This is a genomic window from Luteibacter sp., from assembly GCF_051958795.1.
Taxonomy (GTDB): Bacteria; Pseudomonadota; Gammaproteobacteria; order Xanthomonadales; family Rhodanobacteraceae; genus Luteibacter.
The window spans coordinates 1-16,456 of record NZ_JBQCFT010000374.1; the positions used below are offsets into that span (position 1 = coordinate 1).

Annotated in this window: 13 protein-coding genes; 4 read left to right on the forward strand and 9 right to left on the reverse strand. The window is 66.8% G+C overall.

The genetic code is table 11. The annotated features are described in order from the left end of the window. On the forward strand, nucleotides 1-996 hold a 996-nt coding region (locus ACTHLF_RS19935), incomplete at its 5' end, for a PDZ domain-containing protein (RefSeq protein ID WP_440329772.1). A gap of 154 nt (nucleotides 997-1,150) precedes the next feature. Here ACTHLF_RS19935 and ACTHLF_RS19940 read toward each other — a convergent pair. From ACTHLF_RS19940 to ACTHLF_RS19965, 6 genes are all read right to left on the reverse strand, one after another. Continuing rightward, nucleotides 1,151-2,062 (reverse strand): hypothetical protein, encoded by a 912-nt coding sequence (locus ACTHLF_RS19940; RefSeq protein WP_440329774.1) that lies wholly within the window; start codon nucleotides 2,060-2,062, stop codon nucleotides 1,151-1,153. A gap of 80 nt (nucleotides 2,063-2,142) precedes the next feature. Next, on the reverse strand, nucleotides 2,143-3,225 hold the full coding sequence (locus ACTHLF_RS19945; protein WP_440329776.1) for a DNA topoisomerase IB: 1,083 nt from the start codon (nucleotides 3,223-3,225) through the stop codon (nucleotides 2,143-2,145). 55 nt (nucleotides 3,226-3,280) lie between these two features. Beyond that, nucleotides 3,281-4,450 (reverse strand): class I SAM-dependent rRNA methyltransferase, encoded by a 1,170-nt coding sequence (locus tag ACTHLF_RS19950; RefSeq protein ID WP_440329778.1) that lies wholly within the window; start codon nucleotides 4,448-4,450, stop codon nucleotides 3,281-3,283. Between the two features lie 19 nt (nucleotides 4,451-4,469). Further along, nucleotides 4,470-4,913 carry a hypothetical protein gene (locus ACTHLF_RS19955; protein ID WP_440329780.1) on the reverse strand — a complete coding sequence of 148 codons (444 nt, stop codon included), beginning with the start codon at nucleotides 4,911-4,913 and terminating at the stop codon, nucleotides 4,470-4,472. A gap of 66 nt (nucleotides 4,914-4,979) precedes the next feature. Further along, nucleotides 4,980-5,924, reverse strand: coding sequence for a serine/threonine protein kinase (locus ACTHLF_RS19960; RefSeq protein WP_440329782.1), 945 nt, complete (start codon nucleotides 5,922-5,924; stop codon nucleotides 4,980-4,982). Continuing rightward, nucleotides 5,921-6,373 carry a hotdog fold thioesterase gene (locus ACTHLF_RS19965; protein WP_440329783.1) on the reverse strand — a complete coding sequence of 151 codons (453 nt, stop codon included), beginning with the start codon at nucleotides 6,371-6,373 and terminating at the stop codon, nucleotides 5,921-5,923. The genes ACTHLF_RS19960 and ACTHLF_RS19965 overlap by 4 nt, the downstream gene beginning before the upstream one ends. Before the next feature lie 48 nt (nucleotides 6,374-6,421). Between ACTHLF_RS19965 and ACTHLF_RS19970 the strand changes: the two genes are divergently transcribed. Next, nucleotides 6,422-7,477, forward strand: coding sequence for a 2Fe-2S iron-sulfur cluster-binding protein (locus ACTHLF_RS19970; RefSeq protein ID WP_440329785.1), 1,056 nt, complete (start codon nucleotides 6,422-6,424; stop codon nucleotides 7,475-7,477). A gap of 468 nt (nucleotides 7,478-7,945) precedes the next feature. Here ACTHLF_RS19970 and proP read toward each other — a convergent pair whose 3' ends face one another. The 3 genes from proP to ACTHLF_RS19985 form a co-directional block, all read right to left on the reverse strand. Further along, a complete protein-coding gene (gene proP / locus ACTHLF_RS19975; protein WP_440329788.1) occupies nucleotides 7,946-9,436 on the reverse strand; it encodes a glycine betaine/L-proline transporter ProP in 1,491 nt (496 codons plus the stop codon). Nucleotides 9,437-9,753: 317 nt separating this feature from the next. Beyond that, on the reverse strand, nucleotides 9,754-10,782 hold the full coding sequence (locus tag ACTHLF_RS19980) for a LacI family DNA-binding transcriptional regulator (RefSeq protein WP_440329790.1): 1,029 nt from the start codon (nucleotides 10,780-10,782) through the stop codon (nucleotides 9,754-9,756). Between the two features lie 65 nt (nucleotides 10,783-10,847). Further along, nucleotides 10,848-12,137 carry a sugar MFS transporter gene (locus ACTHLF_RS19985; RefSeq protein ID WP_440329792.1) on the reverse strand — a complete coding sequence of 430 codons (1,290 nt, stop codon included), beginning with the start codon at nucleotides 12,135-12,137 and terminating at the stop codon, nucleotides 10,848-10,850. A 400-nt stretch (nucleotides 12,138-12,537) separates the two neighbouring features. Here ACTHLF_RS19985 and glk point away from each other — a divergent pair, with 400 nt between their 5' ends. Both glk and ACTHLF_RS19995 read left to right on the forward strand, forming a co-directional pair. Then, nucleotides 12,538-13,563: a glucokinase gene (glk, locus tag ACTHLF_RS19990; RefSeq protein ID WP_440329803.1), complete on the forward strand. Its 1,026-nt coding sequence runs from the start codon at nucleotides 12,538-12,540 to the stop codon at nucleotides 13,561-13,563. A 119-nt stretch (nucleotides 13,564-13,682) separates the two neighbouring features. After that, the gene (locus ACTHLF_RS19995; protein WP_440329794.1) at nucleotides 13,683-16,418 is read left to right on the forward strand and encodes a TonB-dependent receptor; all 2,736 of its coding nucleotides are present in this window, start codon (nucleotides 13,683-13,685) and stop codon (nucleotides 16,416-16,418) included. Nucleotides 16,419-16,456: the final 38 nt, after the last annotated feature.

Genomic DNA, 16,456 nt, shown 5'->3' on the forward strand with positions numbered 1-16,456 from the left:
GAAAAGACCGCCGCGATGCTCGGCATCAAGGGCCAGGGCAAGGGCGTGAGCACGGGTTCGGGTCCGGGCTCCATGTCCATCGCGTACGCGCGGGTGGAGAGCCTCGCCATGGGCGAAGCGGACATCCGCGACCAGACCTTCCTGGTCATGCCATTCGGCTTCGGCTTTTCGGATCGCGGCGATCGCGAGCCCGTGGCGGGCATCCTCGGCCTCGAAGTCTTCGAGCGCTTCGCGGTGACCTTCGACTACGACCGTGGCCAGCTCTCGCTGGCACCCTTCGATCTCGCCACGCCCGCGCCGGGGGCAGGGCAGGCGTTGCCGCTGCGTTTCACCTTCGACATGCCGTTGGTGGAAGGCATGCTGGATGGAAAGCCCGGAATCTTCGGCATCGACACCGGGAACAGCGGCTACCTGCTGATCTTCCCGCAATGGGTCGAACGCAACGGCCTTGCCGAGCGCTATCGCAAGGGTTACGCGCTGGCAGGCGGGGGCGGTGTCGGCGGCCCGTTTGTTTCACGCATCGCGCATGCCCGCGGCTTTGAGCTCGGCGCGGTCTCCATCCCCGGGCATCTCGCGCAACTCACGCCGCCTGATGCGGGCGCCACGGCGAACGTATCCGAAGCGGGCAACGTGGGGCAGGACGTGCTCTCGCGTTTCCTTGTCGGCATCGACTACCGGCGCGGCATGCTGTATCTCGCGCCGCGCGCTGGCAGCCCTCCGGTACAGAACACCGATCCCGGCATGCGCGCAGGACGCAAGGAGGATGCGGCCGATCGGTTCACGGTGTCCGGTGTCATCACCGGCGGGCCGGCATGGAAGGCCGGTATCCGTGCCGGCGATGCGATCACCAGCATCGATGGCATACCTGCGGCGAAGCTCGGCAACTGGGGGCTGCGTGACCGGTTCGATCACGCGAAGGAGGGCGATCGCGTGGTACTCGGCATGGTGAACGGAAGGAAGGTGACGGTGACGCTCGACGATTTCGTGCCGCGCTAATTCGCCGCATTTTTCAGAATCCTTCCATATCCAGCTACGTGGGCAACCTGCATCATGTGCGGGTCGTCGCAGCCTGGCATGTCACCCACGGATAGGGGTGTGCATCCGGATCCTGCCCGGCAGCGGCCGGGGCGTGGGACGCGTCCCGGCCGCTTCAGTTCGTCGGCCGCGAGGTCGCGCCCCAGTCGTCGGGCCCGAACTGGAGGTGCAGCACCGTGCGGTTATCGTCTTCCAGTGGCGGGTTGTACTGCAACGACGTGCAGCCGGTGGCGACCTGCCGCTTCAGCGCCAGCGCCAGGGTCTTTGCGCTTTGCGCTCCATACACGGGCGTGCCGGCTTTCGTCGCCTTCAGCGCCACGCGGTAGCCATCCGCGCTCACCCCGTCGCTCATGCCCGCCGGCACGGTCTGGCTACCATCCAGCGCGACGATGTCCAGCTTGCGGCCGCAGGTACCGACGCTGACGATGTCGATGCCATCGAGCAGGCTGGCGATGAACTTGTCGGCGTTCTCGGTGAGCGAATCCACCGCCTCAACGGTCGTGCTCAGGCGCACCTTGACGAAGTACATCTTCCGGTAGAACAGGTAGGTGCGCGAGGTGAGCATGTCACGCTGGGCATCGAACACGATGGGCAGGAAGCGGCCCTCCTGCTTGCGGCCGCCGGATAGCTTCGCCGTGTAGGCCGACTCGTCGCCCCACCAGACATTCCGGTAGATCTCCTGGCGTTCGGCAAAGGCCACCGACTCGCGGAAGTCCTGCACGGCCTGGGCAAGCATCTTCGGCTCGTCGCCCTGGCCGGCGGGGTAGATGAAAACGTCCGCGATGATCCACTCGGCGTTGTCGACCCCGTAACGCAGGGAAACACCGGCAGCGATATCGCCTTCATCCGCGTAGTTCTTCACGGCCTCGAGCGTGGCATCGGCGAGCCGGCGCGGCGCGATGATCCAGGTATCGTCGACCACGCCTCGGTGGGTCTGCGCATCGACAGGCGCAAGCGGGGGCGCGGCGGGCACGGCCTGCGCGCCCACGGGGCCACTGGCCAGCCCAAGGGCCAGTACGGGAATCACACGCCACCGCCACATCGTCAACACAACCCCTGCAAGATCAAACGCGAACCCCGTGCGCGCACTATAGCCGTCCATTTGCGTCATGGGGAGCGCTTCGTTACGCGCAGGCGCCGACGGAGGAAAGCGAGGGTCAGCGTTTCCAATTTCCGCGGGTGGCGGATCGATGCCTCGGGCACCCGGCGCTGCAACTCGCCGTCCATCCAGCCGGTGAAAACCTCCGGGTGGATGTACGAGGCACGGCACACTGCCGGCGTGTTGCCGAGCACGGCCGCGACATCCTTCACCGCCTGCGCGAGCGTGGCTTTCACGGCGCGCTCACCTCCCTCGTCCGGGAAAGCGGTCGCTGCCAGCACCGCGACGGCATGCACCGTGCCGCCCCAGGTGCGGAAATCCTTGGCGGTGAATTCGCCACCGGTGACCTCGCGCAGGTAATCGTTGACCATGCCGGAATCGACCGGCTGGCGCTGTCCGTCGTCGTCCACGTACTGGAACAGGCGCTGCCCTGGCAGCTCCTGCACGCGACGCACCGCCTTCACCAGCTTGCGATCATCCAGCACGATGTCGTGCGCCTGGCCACTCTTGCCGCGGAAGTGGAATTCGATGCGATCACGTCGCACGGCGATGTGCCGGGAGCGCAGCGTCGTCAGCCCGAACGAGTGGTTCTGCCGGGCGTAGGCATCGTTGCCGACCCGGATCATGGTTTCCTCGAGAAGGCTCACCACCAGCGCCAGTACCTTTTCGCGCGGCAGGCCGGGCAGGGCGAGGTCCTTGCGCAGGCGCCGGCGCAGGGCGGGCAGCGCTTCGCCAAACGCCACGATCCGGGTGAACTTGCCCTGGTCGCGCTGGCTGCGCCAGCGCGGGTGGTAGCGGTACTGCTTGCGGGCCCGGGCGTCGCGGCCGGTGGCCTGCAGGTGGCCGCGCGGGTTGGCGCAGATCCACACCTGGGTATACGCCGGCGGGATCGCCAGGGAACGGATCCGCTGCAGCGTCTCCTCGTCCGTGACGCGCTTGCCATCGATGCCGAAGTAGTGGAACTGCTTGCCGCGCTTGCAACGGGTCAGGCCGTCGGTGGTATCGCACACATAGACGAGGCCCGCCGCCTTCGCGTGGGCCCGCTCGTCACTGGCCACCACGAGGGCGTTGGCAGGAGGGTTCCGGGACATGGCCGGCAGTGTGTGCCGGCCCGCGATCAAGGCGCGGTGAACGCCTCGTCAGGTATCAGCCGACCCGGCAGAACACGGCCTTGAGGTAACGGTTCTCAGGGACGTTGCTGGCGACCGGATGATCGGCACCGGCACCATCCACGTGCAGCACCTGGATGTCGCGCCCGGCATTCAGCGCCACGCGACGGATCATCTCGAGGAAATCGTCCTCACCCACCAGGCCGGTGCACGAGCAGGTGAGCAGGATGCCGCCCGGTGCGAGCACGTCGAGCGCGGTGCGGTTCATGGCGAAGTATTTCTTCAGCGCATTGACGACCTGGTTGCGGTCGCGGGTGAGCTTGGGCGGATCGAGCACGACCGCGTCCCAGGTCTCACCGCGGGCGATCGCCGCACGCAGCCACTCGAAGACGTCGCCCTGTTCGAACTTCGCCTCGACACCGTTCATGCGGGCGTTCTCACGGGCGACGTCCAGGATCGCGGCGTCCGCGTCGACACCCGTGGCTTCCAGTGCTCCCGCCTTCATCGCATGCACGGCGAAGCCGCCGGCATTGCAGCACAGGTCCAGCACGCGGCGGCCGCGCGCGAGCCTGGCGAAACGGGCGCGGTTATCGCGCTGGTCGGCGAAGAAGCCAGTCTTGTGGCCCAGGCCGGGCGCGGCGTGGAAGGCGAGCCCGTGCTCGTGGACATCGACCGCGGCGGGCGCCTCGTTCGAGCGCACGTCGAACGATTCCTGGCGCTGCACGTGCTGCTCGGCGAACCAGTACAGCGACGCGCCCGGGAAGTGCTTCTGCAGCTCCGCATGGATCGTGTCGCGGAAGCGCCACATGCCGGCCGCGAAATACTCCACCACCAGGTGGTTCGCGTAGCGGTCCACGACGAGACCCGAGAGGCCATCGCCCTCGCTGTGCACCACGCGCCACGCGTCGCTCACCTCGTCGAGCTTCAGCAACTCACGGCGCAGGCCGACGGCGCGCTCGAGTCGGGCTGCGATCCAGGCGTTGTCGATCGCCTCGTCCGGCGCGGTGGTGAGCAGGCGCAGGGCCACGCGTGCGTGGCCGTTCCAGAAGCCGCGGCCGACGAAGCGGCCTTTCGCGTCGACCACGTCGACGACGCTGCCGGGCGGGATCCGCTCGGCGGGTTTGACGATCTGGGCGGACCACACCCACGGGTGGCCGGGGACGCGATCGGACTTGAGCTGGATCTGGGGCAATGCAGGGGTATTCATACGCGCATGATACCGGCCCTTAGCGGCCGAAGCGCAGGACGAGCCAGGAGGCGAGCGCCAGCAGGTTGATACCGAGGTGCGGCGACGAGGGGCCGCCCAGGGCGAACAGCCAGCCGTGCTCGGCGATGGCCCAGTCGAAACCGAGGCGGGGCGAGCGCTGGATCGTCATGGAAAGGTTGGCGTAGGCGCCCGACGAGAGCGCGTAGCTGAAGAACGAGGTGGCGATCAGCGGTGCCTGCAGGAACTGCGCCCAGATCGAAAGCTGGGTGCCGCGACCGTCGTTGCTCGCCAGCAGCACGCCGGCCACGAGGATGAAGGCGAACAGGAGCACGCCGAGCACGGTGGCGAGCGCATCCAGACCCGACATGCGCGAGCCCAGCAGGTGGCCGACCTGGTGCACCAGGCCATACAGGCCGCCGGCGATCTCGAACACGGCGATGATGCGGGTGAGGAACGAATGCATGCGAACTCCCGGGTGGCGGACGGCGCATTATGGCGGCCCGCTCGCGTATCAGGCCGAACGGCTCGTTCAGAGTCCTTCGGCGGCTTCGTGCAGGTCGGTGATGTGCTGTTCCCACCAGCGCGCCTCGGCGGCGAACGGGAAGGCGGCGGGGAAGGCCGGATCGTGCCAGCGCTCGGCGATCCAGCCGGCGTAGTGCACCTGGCGCATCGCGCGCAGGGCGGGCACCAGCGCCCGTTCCATCGGGTCGAAATCGCGGAACTGCTCGTAGCCTTCGAGCAGCGCGTCGAACAGGCTGTCGTCGGAGGCCAGCATCCACAGGTCCTGCACCGCGGGGCCCATGCGCGCATCGTCCAGGTCGACGAAATGCGGGCCGGCATCGGTCCACAGCACGTTTCCCGGGTGGCAATCGCCGTGCAGTCGGAGGCGACGCACCGGGCCCACCGCTTCGAAGCGGGCCGATACCGCATCGTCCACGCGCATGACCGCCTCGCGATACGCATCGAACAGGTGCGCCGGTAGCAGGTCGGAACCGAGCGCGGCGCGCGCCGGTGCGTCGATCATGCTGGCGCGGTCCAGCGTCGCGCGGTGGTGGAACGGTTCGCGCGCGCCGACGGCATGCAGGCGGCCGAGCAGGCGGCCCAGCCATTCGAGCTGGTCGGCCGATTCCAGCGACGGCGCACGGCCGCCACGGCGTGGGTAGAGCGAGTAACGGAAGCCTTCGTGGCGGAGCATGGTCCGCCCTTCGAACACGAGCGGCGCGACGACCGGGATCTCGGCCGCCTCGAGCTCCAGCGCGAACGCATGCTCTTCGCCGATCGCCGCATCGCTCCAGCGCCCCGGGCGGTAGAACTTCGCGACGACGAAGCCGCCGTCCTCGAGCCCGACCTGGAACACCCGGTTTTCGTAGCTGTTCAGCGTGAGCAGGCGGCCGTCGCTCCAGGTACCCGCCGCGTCCACCGCGGCCAGCACCAAATCGGGCGACAGCGCCTCGTACGGAGCCGCATGGCTCACGAGCGCAGGTTCCCCGGGGCACCGCCCGGCGACGGGATGACCGCCATCGTGAGTCGCGACAGGCAGACCAGCTTGCCGGTCTCTTCCTCGATGCGGATTTCCCAGACCTGGGTGGTCCGGCCCAGGTGCACCGCCTTCGCCGTGCCGGTGACGATGCCCCCGCGCACGCCACGGATGTGGTTGGCGTTGATATCCAGGCCGACCGCGATTTCCTTCTCCACGTCGAGCGTGAGCAGCGCGGCCGAACTGCCGAGGGTCTCCGCCAGCACCACCGAGGCGCCGCCGTGCAGCAGGCCGAACGGCTGCTGGGTGCGGTGGTCGACCGGCATGGTCCCGCGCAGCCAGTCGTCGCCGAAGGCGGTGAAGCGGATATCCAGCGTCTCCATCATGGTGTTCCGGCTCCAGCCGTTGATGCGGTCAAGGTCGAGCGGATGCTTCCAGATAGCCATGGTCGGCGCGTTCCGATGGGAAAGCGCTCATTGTCCTACAATGGGCGGGTGCCTACCGTAACCCTGATCGCCTCCGGCAAGCGTTTCGAAGCCGGTGCCGACGAAACCATCCTCGAAGCTGCCCAGCGCGCGGGAATCGCCCTCCCGTACTCGTGCCGTGGCGGTGTGTGCGGCAGCTGCAAGGCCACCCTGGTGGAAGGGACCTGCGCCTATCCGTACAACCCGCCGGTGGGTCTATCGGCGTCGGCGCGTGCGCACCACGGCATCCTGATGTGCCAGGCCGTGCCCTGTGGCGATATCGCCATCCAGGCGCGCGAGATCGCGTCGGTGGAGGACATCCCGCACCGGCGCGTGGAAACCGAGGTGGCGGAACGGCGCATGCTCGCGCCGGACGTGGTCGGCGTGTGGCTGCGCCCGCTCGATGACGAGCCCCTGCGCTGGCTCCCCGGCCAGTACCTGGACGTGGTACTCGAGAACGGCAAGCACCGCCCCTTCTCCATCGCCAGCGGCCCGCGGCCGGATGGCCTGGTGGAACTGCACGTGCGCCATGTGCCCGGCGGTGGTTTCACCTCCTGGGTCAATGATTCGCTGAAGGTGGGTGACCGCCTGCAGATCGAGGCGCCGCTGGGCACCTTCGTGCCGCGCGAGGACTCGGAGCGGCCCATGCTTTTCATGGCCGGCGGCACCGGGTTCGCCCCGGTGAAGGCCGTGGTCGAGCACTTCATCGCGCTGGGCTCGCGTCGCCCGATGCACCTGTACTGGGGCGTGCGCAACGAAGACGACCTTTATCTCGCCGAGCTCGCACGGAGCTGGGTGGCGGCGGTGCCGACCATCACGTTCACGCCGGTGCTATCGGATCCGGACGCGGCGCGCGCGGCCGGCCTGCGCGAGGGCCTCGTCCACGAGGCCTTGCTCGCGGATCATCCCGACCTGTCGGGCTTCGACCTGTACATGAGCGGCCCGCCCGCGATGATCGCGGCGGGCCGTGACCTGTTCCTCGAGGCGAACCTGCCCGAGGACCGGCTGTTCTACGACTCGTTCGACGTGGCACCGGACGTGCTGGCGACGATCCTGCGAGGCCGCGCGGGCATCCACGGGCTTTGATCGCGGGGCGTATCTTGAGTTTTGCGCGCCTTTCGGCGGACGAGTGACGTGCCGCGCCTTCGAATCGGTTCATTCGCTGGCGCGAATGCATGTGACCAGCGGCTTACGCCGCCTCGCCTTGGATCGGTGGAGGAAGCTGCGGGTGGGCAGGCCCTTGGGGCCGCCAGGCGCGGACCTTCGGACCGGGCCGTAGCGCCTCTCTCGCGAAAATCGACAGGCCACGCGGCCCTCCGCTCATGTCGGCCCCAAGGGCCTGCCCACCCGCGCCTCAAGCGATGAGGTTCACGATGGGAGAGCGCGCTACGTCAGCCGCTCGCCCGTAGGAGCGCGCCCTGCGCGCGACGCCGTTCGCCTCATTGCACCAGGGCCTGACCGCTCCCGACCCCAGCGACCATCCAGCTTAAGGCGGCGCAAGCCGCTCAGCACACGCATTCGCCCCAGCGAATGAACCGATTCAAAGACAGCAAGCTAGGCCGGCGTCGGATCGCTCGCGGTGTCTTCCGGCAACGCCGGCAGCGTCTCGTCGACGGTCAGTGGCGCATCGCTCGCGAGCAGCTCCTTCGCTTCGGCATGGTCGGCCACGGCGGGCGGCGAGCCGCGCAACGGCAGGCCGGCGGTTTCGGTGACGAACAGCATGGTGACGATGCCGATCACCGCCGCGCCCATCAGGTAATACGCCGGCACCATCGGGTCGCCCGTGCGTTCGACCAGCCACGCGGTGACCAGCGGCGTCGTGCCGCCGAACAGCGATACCGAGACATTGAACGCGATCGACAGCGCGCTATAGCGCACCGGTGTGTAGAACAGCGCAGGCAGCGTCGAAGGCATCGTGCTGGTGAAGCAGACGAGCGCCACGCCGAGCAGCATCAGGCCGGTGAAGATCCACGCATCATTGCCGGTGCCCACGAGCAGCATGCACGGGATCGCAAGCACGAACATCGCCGCGCACGCACCGATGATCATGGGCCGCCGACCGAAGCGATCGCTGAAACGGCCACCGACCACGTTCAGAGGCATCATCACCAGCATCACGATCAGGATCAGCAGCAGGCCCTTCGCTTCGCTGTAGCCCAGCGTCACCGTGAGGTAGCTCGGCATGTACGTGAGCAGCATGTAGTCGGTGACGTTGAACACCAGCACCAGGCCGATGCACTTCAGCAGCTGCGTACCGTGCACCGACACCAGCTCGAGCAGGCCGATCCGCGGTGTTTCACCCGCGGCTTCCATCGCCTCGGCATGCGCCTTGAACGCGGGCGTCTCTTCCAGCTTCATGCGCATGTACAGGCCGAGCAGGCCCAGGGGACCGGCGATGAGGAACGGCACGCGCCAGCCCCATGCCTGCATATCCTGCGCGCCCAGCCACATGCTCAACGCGGTGACGAGCCCGGCGCCGGCGATGTAGCCGCCAAGCGTGCCGAACTCCAGCCAGCTGCCCATCTGCCCACGGCGCGCATCGGTCGAGTACTCGGCGATAAAGGTAGCCGCGCCGCCGTATTCTCCACCCGTGGAGAAGCCCTGCAGCAGTCGCGCGAGCAACAACAGCGCCGGAGCCCACAAGCCGATGCGCTCGTAGCTGGGAATCAGGCCAATGGCGAACGTGCCCATCGCCATCATGATCATCGTGGCCGCCAGCACGCGCTGGCGCCCAAAGCGGTCACCCAGCGGGCCGAACACGATGCCGCCGATGGGTCGCACGAGAAAGGCGACGGTGAACGTCGCGAAGGTCGCGATCACCTGCGCCGTCGGGCTGCTGCCCGGGAAGAACACATGGCCCAGCGTAACGGCGAGGTAGCCGTATACACCGAAGTCGAACCATTCCATCGCGTTACCCAGCGCAGCGGCACCGACGGCGCGCTTCAGCATGGATTCGTCGACGATGGTGAGGTCATCGGGCTTGAGGTGTTTGCGGCGGCGGGTGAACCAACCGAAGTGGGCGTCGTGCCCGGCAGTCTCCTGCATCGTGCGTGCTCCTGTTTCTCGCGGACGTGCAGGCACGCAACAGCGTGGCCGGGGCCAACCGTCCTGGGGATAAGGGATGCGCAACGCGAAACGCGGCGCTCGGCGCGGTCCGCAAAGGGGGACACGCGGGGTATCCAGACCTTAAGCACCAGTCGGTGCGCCGTGGATATCAACCGGATAATAACAAGCGGGTCGTTAAGACCCTGTCGTAGGAGCCCACCCTGTGGGCGACATCTTGCGCGAGTCCGGCCCCGATCCTGCGGCTCTTCTGCGAACGGCGTCGCCCACAGGGTGGGCTCCTACGGAGGGATCGGTGATCAGAGGCGGCGGGGTGCCGTCGAGCCGCGCACGACCAGGTCGGGGCTGAAGCCTTCGTTGTCGATGGCGGGGGCGCCGTTGTCGCGTTCGATCTCCGCGATCAGGCGCTGTGCGGCGTGGCGGCCGATGTCGCCGGTGTTCTGCCGGGCGGTGGTCAGCGCGGGCCACGATTGCTTGGAGAACGGGCTGTCCTCGAAGCCGGCGATGGAAAGCTCCCACGGCACGTCGACGCCACCGGAACGCGCGGCGGCGAGCACGCCCGCGGCGATCTCGTCGTTGGAGCCGAAGATGGCGGTCGGCGGGTTGCGCAGGCCGAGCAGCTTGCGGGCGCCACGGAAGCCATCGTCGAACGAATAGTCGCCCTCGACCACGAGCGCGGTATCGACTTCGATACCGTACTCGCGCAAGGCATCCTCGTAGCCCTTGTAGCGCTCGGGGCTGGAGCGATGCTCCTTGCCGCCCCAGAGGAAGCCGATGCGCTGGTGGCCAAGCTGGATCAGGTGCTCGGTGATCGCGTACGCCGCGTCGCGGTCATCCACGAACACGCACGGCCAGCCATCCTTCGGATCCTGGCGCGCGGAGATGATCCGGACGAACGGAACATTCTGCTCGGTAAGCGATGCCAGCAGCCCCGGCTGTTCGGACATCGGCGGGCACAGGACCAGGCCAGCGAGACGGTTGCGCCGGACCAGGTCGCCCAGCTGTTCCGCCAGGCGCGGCGCGCCGGAATCGCAGGGGTGGATCTGCAGGCCGAACCCGCGCTCGCGGCACACGGAGAGCACGCCGTTCTGCATGGCGATGACGTAATGGGCGTTGGGGTTGTCGTAGACCAGCCCGAGCGCGTAGGTACGCGAGCTGCGCAGGCTGCGCGCGGCCTGGTCGGGCTGGTAATCCAGCGCCTCGATGGCCCGCTGTACCTTCTCGCGGGTCCTGGCATGCACGGAGGGTTCGTGGTTGATGACGCGGGAAACGGTCTTCAGCGACACGCCCGCGCGTTCGGCCACGTCCTTGATGGTGGGGCTACGCAAATCACGACCCTCGATAGCAGGACGGCCATCCTAGCGGATGGCCGTCACCGGGCGAAGATGGGTTATCAGCCCTTGGCGTGCTGGCCAACCTTATGGCCTGCCGCACCGTAGTAAAGGATGTACAGGTAGCACGGCACCATGATGGCCAGGAACACCAGCTGGAAGTCGTGCCCCTGCTTCAGGTGGACGAACAGCTGCGGGATGGCCGCGCCGCCGACGATACCCATGACCAGCAGGGCGGAGCCGAATTCGGTCACGCTGCCCAGTCCCTTGATCGCCAGCGGGAAGATCGCCGGCCACATCATGGCGTTGGCGAAGCCAAGCGCGGCGACGAACGCCACCGACGTGTAGCCGGTGGTGACATAGGTGCCGATCGAGAAGAGCACGCCGAGCACCGCGGAGATCGCCAGGTACTTCTGCTGCGATACCACCTTGGGAATCAGCACGAGGCCGGCGACGTAGCCGACCAGCATGGCGATCAGCGTGTACGAGGTGAAATGCTTGGTGTCTTCCGGACTCATGCCGAAGCCCTGGCCGTAGGTACCGATGGCATCGCCCGCCATCACTTCCACGCCCACGTACACGAACAGGCAGAGCACGCCGAGCCACAGGTGCGGGAAGCTGAAGATGCCGCCCTTGGCGTGGCCGATCGCGCGTTCGGAGTTATCGGTGGTGGCACGGATCTCCGGCAGCGAGGAGCGCACCACCCAGATTGCGAGCACCACGAGCAGGCCGGCCATGGCGAGGTACGGCATGTGCACCTTCGCGGCGAACGCGTTGAGCAGCGCTTCCTTCTCTTCCGGCGAGCCCGCGGCGGCGATCTGCTTGTCGAAGCCGCCGATGTTGCTCATGACCACCCAGCCGAACACGAACGGGGCTAGCGCGCCGGCGACCTTGTTGCAGATGCCCATGAAGGCGATGCGTTGCGCGGCGCTATCGATCGGGCCGAGCACCGAGATATACGGGTTGGACGCGGTCTGCAGCAGCGAAAGCCCGGCGCCGATGATGAACAGGCCGGTCAGTGCGCCCGGATAAACGCGCATGGTGACGAACTGGCCGAACGTGGCCGCACCGATCGCCATGACGAACAGGCCCAGGCCCATGCCCTTCTTCATGCCGGTCTTCTTGAGGATGAAAGAGGCCGGCAGCGCGAGGAAAAAGTACGACAGATAGAACGCGCCAGGGACCAGGAACGCGCCGACGTCGTCCAGGTTAAAGGCCAGCTTCACGAAGGTGATCAGCGGGCCGTTGAGCCAGGTGACGAAGCCGAAGATGAAAAACAGGATGCCGATGATGATCATCGGTCCGACGCTCGAATGGCGCGTCTCGCCGACGGCGGCCGTGGTGGACGACATTGGGTGGCTCCCCTGACAGGTGTTTTGATACCGGCATCCGGTGGCGGCACGCGCCGGATCCGTCGTGGATTTGTCCTTTAATGACTCGTGCGCGCAACGTTGTCAATGCGCAGCGGCGGCAGGCACGGGCCACCGGCGTGAAAGTCTGACTTTCGATGTCGCGTCGCCGCAAGCGCCTGATCACAGGGCGCAAACCGCGCCGTAAGGCCATGCGGGGCAAGGTCCGCGGGGAATCGCCGATCGATCGTAAACGTTTCCTGTTGCGACGCACGATGGAATGTTCCCTGTCCTAGCCATTTGTCCTGTTGACAACGTTGTCATACGGCTCACAGACTGCGCCGGAACAAGGGCGTCACGGAAACTTAATGTGACGGCGTCTCAGGGACACAAGGGGCAAGGCGTGGTCGAACAGGCGAACAAGCGGGAAGCCGTGCGCACGACACGGGCGGAGGCGTTCATCGCCGCCGACGTGGGCGGCACGCATGCCCGTATCGGCCTGGTCCGTCCCGAGCTGGCCGGTGGCACCTTCGAGGTGCTGCGCTACGAGCGTTACGCCTGCGCCGACTGGCCGAGCCTGACCGCCGTGCTCAAGGATTTCGTCGGCCACCTCGAAGGCCAGTTCGCCGTGCAGCATTGCGCGGTGGCCAGCGCCGGCTACGTGCTGGGCGACGCGATCGTCAACGAAAACCTCCCGTGGCCCGTCTCCATCGGCGATATCCGCGAAAGCCTGCACCTGGCCGGCCTTGGCGTCGTCAACGATTTCGAAGCGGTCGCCTACGCCTGCCAGTTCCTGCGTGAGCACGAGACCACCGCCATCATCGAGACCGCCGCGGCGCCCGCAGCCGGCCCGATCCTGGTAATGGGCCCGGGCACCGGCCTCGGTTCGGCGGTACTGCTGCCGGGCAAGCCGCACGCCACCGTGCTGCCGACCGAAGCGGGCCAGATCTCGCTGGCTCCCGGCACGCCGCGTGAAGCCGCCATCCTCGCCGAGCTCGCGAAGAGCCGCGATTACGTTTCCTACGAGACCGCCCTTTCGGGCCCCGGTCTCCTGAACCTCTATCAAGCCATTTCGACGCTGCGCGGGACACCCGCGACGCTCGCCGAGCCGTCCGCCGTCACCACTGCCGCCCTCGCCGGGAACGATCCCGCCGCGGTCGAGGCACTGGATGTCTTCTGCGGCCTGCTCGGCAGCTTCGTGGGCGATCTCGCCCTGCTTTACGGCGCCCGCGGGGGCGTGTACCTGGCCGGCGGGATCCTGCCCCAGGTGCGCGATTACCTCGCCGCCAGCAGCTTCGCAGACAGGTTTTTCAACAAGGGCGTCATGCGCGCCTTTCTCCAGCAAGTGCCGGTACGTCTGATGGACCACGGACAGTTGGGTGTGATCGGTGCCGCCGGTCTCTACCTGCACGGTTCGACTGCTCATTGAAGAGCGGGAAAGGAACGCAGGCTCAGTAAAAAACCGGGCCGAAAGGCCCTTCGATAGCAACGAAAGCGCGGCGCGGTCGCGAAACCCGCCGTTGCTACATCCTCTGAGGGGAGGACACCATGTCGCATCGTAGGAACCTGCTCACGGCGAGCATTATCGCCGGACTCTGCTGTATCACCGGAACCGTCGCCGCGCAGGATGCGTCGACCCAGGAACCGGCACGCACGCAGACCGCCCAGCAGAAGGCTGACGCCGCCAAGGCGGCCCAGCTCGAGGGCATCACCGTCACCGGCATCCGCGCCAGTCTCGAGAAGTCGCTCGATACCAAGCGCAACGCCGATGCCATCGTCGAAGCCGTCACGGCCGAAGACATCGGCAAGTTCCCGAACACCAACGTCGCCGAAGCGATGACCCAGGTGCCGGGCGTCACGATCGACCGCCAGTTCGGCCAGGGCGACCGCGTGTCCATCGACGGCACCGATCCCAGCCTCAACCTGACGTTCCTCAACGGCCAGCCGGTGTCGCAGACGCCGTGGCAGTACGGCGCGCAGCCGAACCGTGGCTTCGACTTCACCATGCTGGCCCCGGAAATCGTCGGCCGCCTGGAAGTCTACAAGTCGCCGGAAGCCCGCCTGACCGAAGGCAGCCTCGGCGGTACGGTGCTCCTGCACACGCTGAAGCCGCTCGACCTGCCGGCTAACACCATCCGTGGCTCGTTTGGCCTGAACTACAACGACCAGGGCACCGCGGGCACGCGTCCGACCGGCTCGGCGCTGTACAGCTGGAAGAACGCCTCCAGCACCTTCGGCATGATCGCCTCGCTGCAGCACTACGAGGAAAAGATCGACCGCCAGGGCTTCGAGATCTTCAGCTACAGCCCGGTCTCGAAGTGGGCCTCCAGCCCGGCCGTGGCCGCCGGCATCGCCAACGGTTCGCTCGATCCGAACGCGAAGGTGCCCGATGAAGTGAACTCGGCGTGGTTCCAGCAGAAGCGCAAGCGCGATACCGCGACGCTTGGCTTCCAGGTCCGCCCGACGGACAACTGGGATGTCGAGTTCAACAACCTGTTCGTCCGCGAGAACTTCGATAACTGGAACCAGTCGCTGTACCCGTTCACCGGCGCGACGCCGGGTAACGTCACCAGCTTCAACCAGGGCCCGAACGGCGTGGTCACCGGCGGCCATGTCTGCGGCAATGACGATCCGACCTGCCCGGCCATCGCGCAGGGCACGTTCGACAGCAACATCCGCAAGTCGGTGGTGCGTACCGTCGCCCATGACCTGAAGTCGACCTTCCACGGTGACGGCTGGCAGCTTGCCGGCGCCGCCGGTTACAGCAAGGCGATCAACAACAACATCTCCCAGGCGGTGATGGAGCCGGTGTACGCCGGTGGTTACACCTGGGATATCAACAAGGGCTTCAACTTCGACAGCCCGGCCGCCGCGCGCGATCCGGCCAACTGGCACATGGGTGACGTGGACGGCCTCGGCGGCTGGCCCGGCAACTACGGCTCGTACTCGGCGCACGCGCGTGATTCGTACGCCCAGCTCGACTTCTCGAAGTTCTTCGACTCGTTCATCAACGAGATCGCCGTCGGTTACCGCTGGAACCGCCACGAAGAAGGCATGAACGCGCACGTGTATGGCGGCAATGCGCCGACCAACCTTGCCGACCTTGGCTTCGGTGGTTACACCGATACGCTCGGCGCGCTGGATGGCCTGGATGGTTCGGCCAACCACGTCATGCCGGACAAGGAAGCGCAGTACAACTGGGTGCGCAACACCAACGGTGGCAACGAAGACCCGGGTACGTACCTCAACGGCACGTACAAGCTCGTCGAGAAGACCAACGCGGCCTACCTGCAGGCGAACTTCGCCGGCGGCGGCTTCCACGGCAACATCGGCGTGCGTTACGTCGATACCAAGACCGACGGCACCGGCTTCAACTACAGCGGCGCCCCGGTCCTGCCGGCTCCGGCTGGTTCGTGGCAGACCTCGTCGCGCACCACGAAGAACTGGCTGCCCAGCCTGAACGTCGCGTATGACCTGACCGATGACGTCGTGCTGCGCGCCGCCGCGGCCAAGGTCATCGCGCGTCCGCCGTACAACATGCAGGTGAACAACCTGTTCCTCAACGACTCGGTGCTGACCGGCTCGGGTGGCAACCCGAACCTGAAGGACTACAGCTCGAAGAATTACTCGGTTTCGGCTGAGTGGTACTTCGCCCCGCAGTCGTACCTCGCGGTGTCGGGCTTCCTGAAGCAGATCGACAACTACGTGGTCGTCGATTCCGCGCCGGAGAACCTCTACAACTCCGGCATCGTGAACGACCAGACGACGTTCGCACGCCAGGTGGCGCAGGGTCTCTGCACGCCGGATGGCTTCTGCGCGTACTCGATCAGCCGCCCGCGTAACACGGGTTCGGGCAAGGTCCGTGGCGGCACGATCAGCTACCAGCAGGCTTTCTGGGATACCGGCCTCGGCGTCACCGCCAGCTACACGTATGCCAAGGGCACGCTCGATGCGGGTGGCTCGCTGCCGTACAACTCGCAGAACTCGTACTCGGTCAGCCCGTACTACGAAATGGGCCCGTTCAGCGCCCGCGTCACGTACAACTGGCGCAGCAAGTACCTCGCCGGCGGCTACATCGCCGGTGCGCCGCCGGCCACCACGGCCGACTACGGCGACCTGGGTGCCACGCTGGGCTGGAAGCTCAACAAGAACGTCTCGTTCACCCTCGCGGGCATGAACCTGACGAACGAGAAGTACAAGCAGTACCTGACCGTCACCTCGCTGCCGGTCGCGAAGTACACCACCGGCCGCCGTTACATGGCTTCGGTGCATTTCGACCTCTAAGCGTTTGCGTCATGGCTTGGCGGCCACGGATGGCCGCA

Excerpts from the sequence above, each read along its gene's own strand:
- ACTHLF_RS19995 (WP_440329794.1), top strand. The coding sequence starts at position 13,683 with ATGTCGCATCGTAGGAACCTGCTCACGGCGAGCATTATCGCCGGACTC.
- ACTHLF_RS19965 (WP_440329783.1), bottom strand. The coding sequence starts at position 6,373 with ATGGCTATCTGGAAGCATCCGCTCGACCTTGACCGCATCAACGGCTGG.
- proP (WP_440329788.1), bottom strand. The coding sequence starts at position 9,436 with ATGCAGGAGACTGCCGGGCACGACGCCCACTTCGGTTGGTTCACCCGC.
- ACTHLF_RS19955 (WP_440329780.1), bottom strand. The coding sequence starts at position 4,913 with ATGCATTCGTTCCTCACCCGCATCATCGCCGTGTTCGAGATCGCCGGC.
- ACTHLF_RS19950 (WP_440329778.1), bottom strand. The coding sequence starts at position 4,450 with ATGAATACCCCTGCATTGCCCCAGATCCAGCTCAAGTCCGATCGCGTC.
- ACTHLF_RS19945 (WP_440329776.1), bottom strand. The coding sequence starts at position 3,225 with ATGTCCCGGAACCCTCCTGCCAACGCCCTCGTGGTGGCCAGTGACGAG.
- ACTHLF_RS19985 (WP_440329792.1), bottom strand. The coding sequence starts at position 12,137 with ATGTCGTCCACCACGGCCGCCGTCGGCGAGACGCGCCATTCGAGCGTC.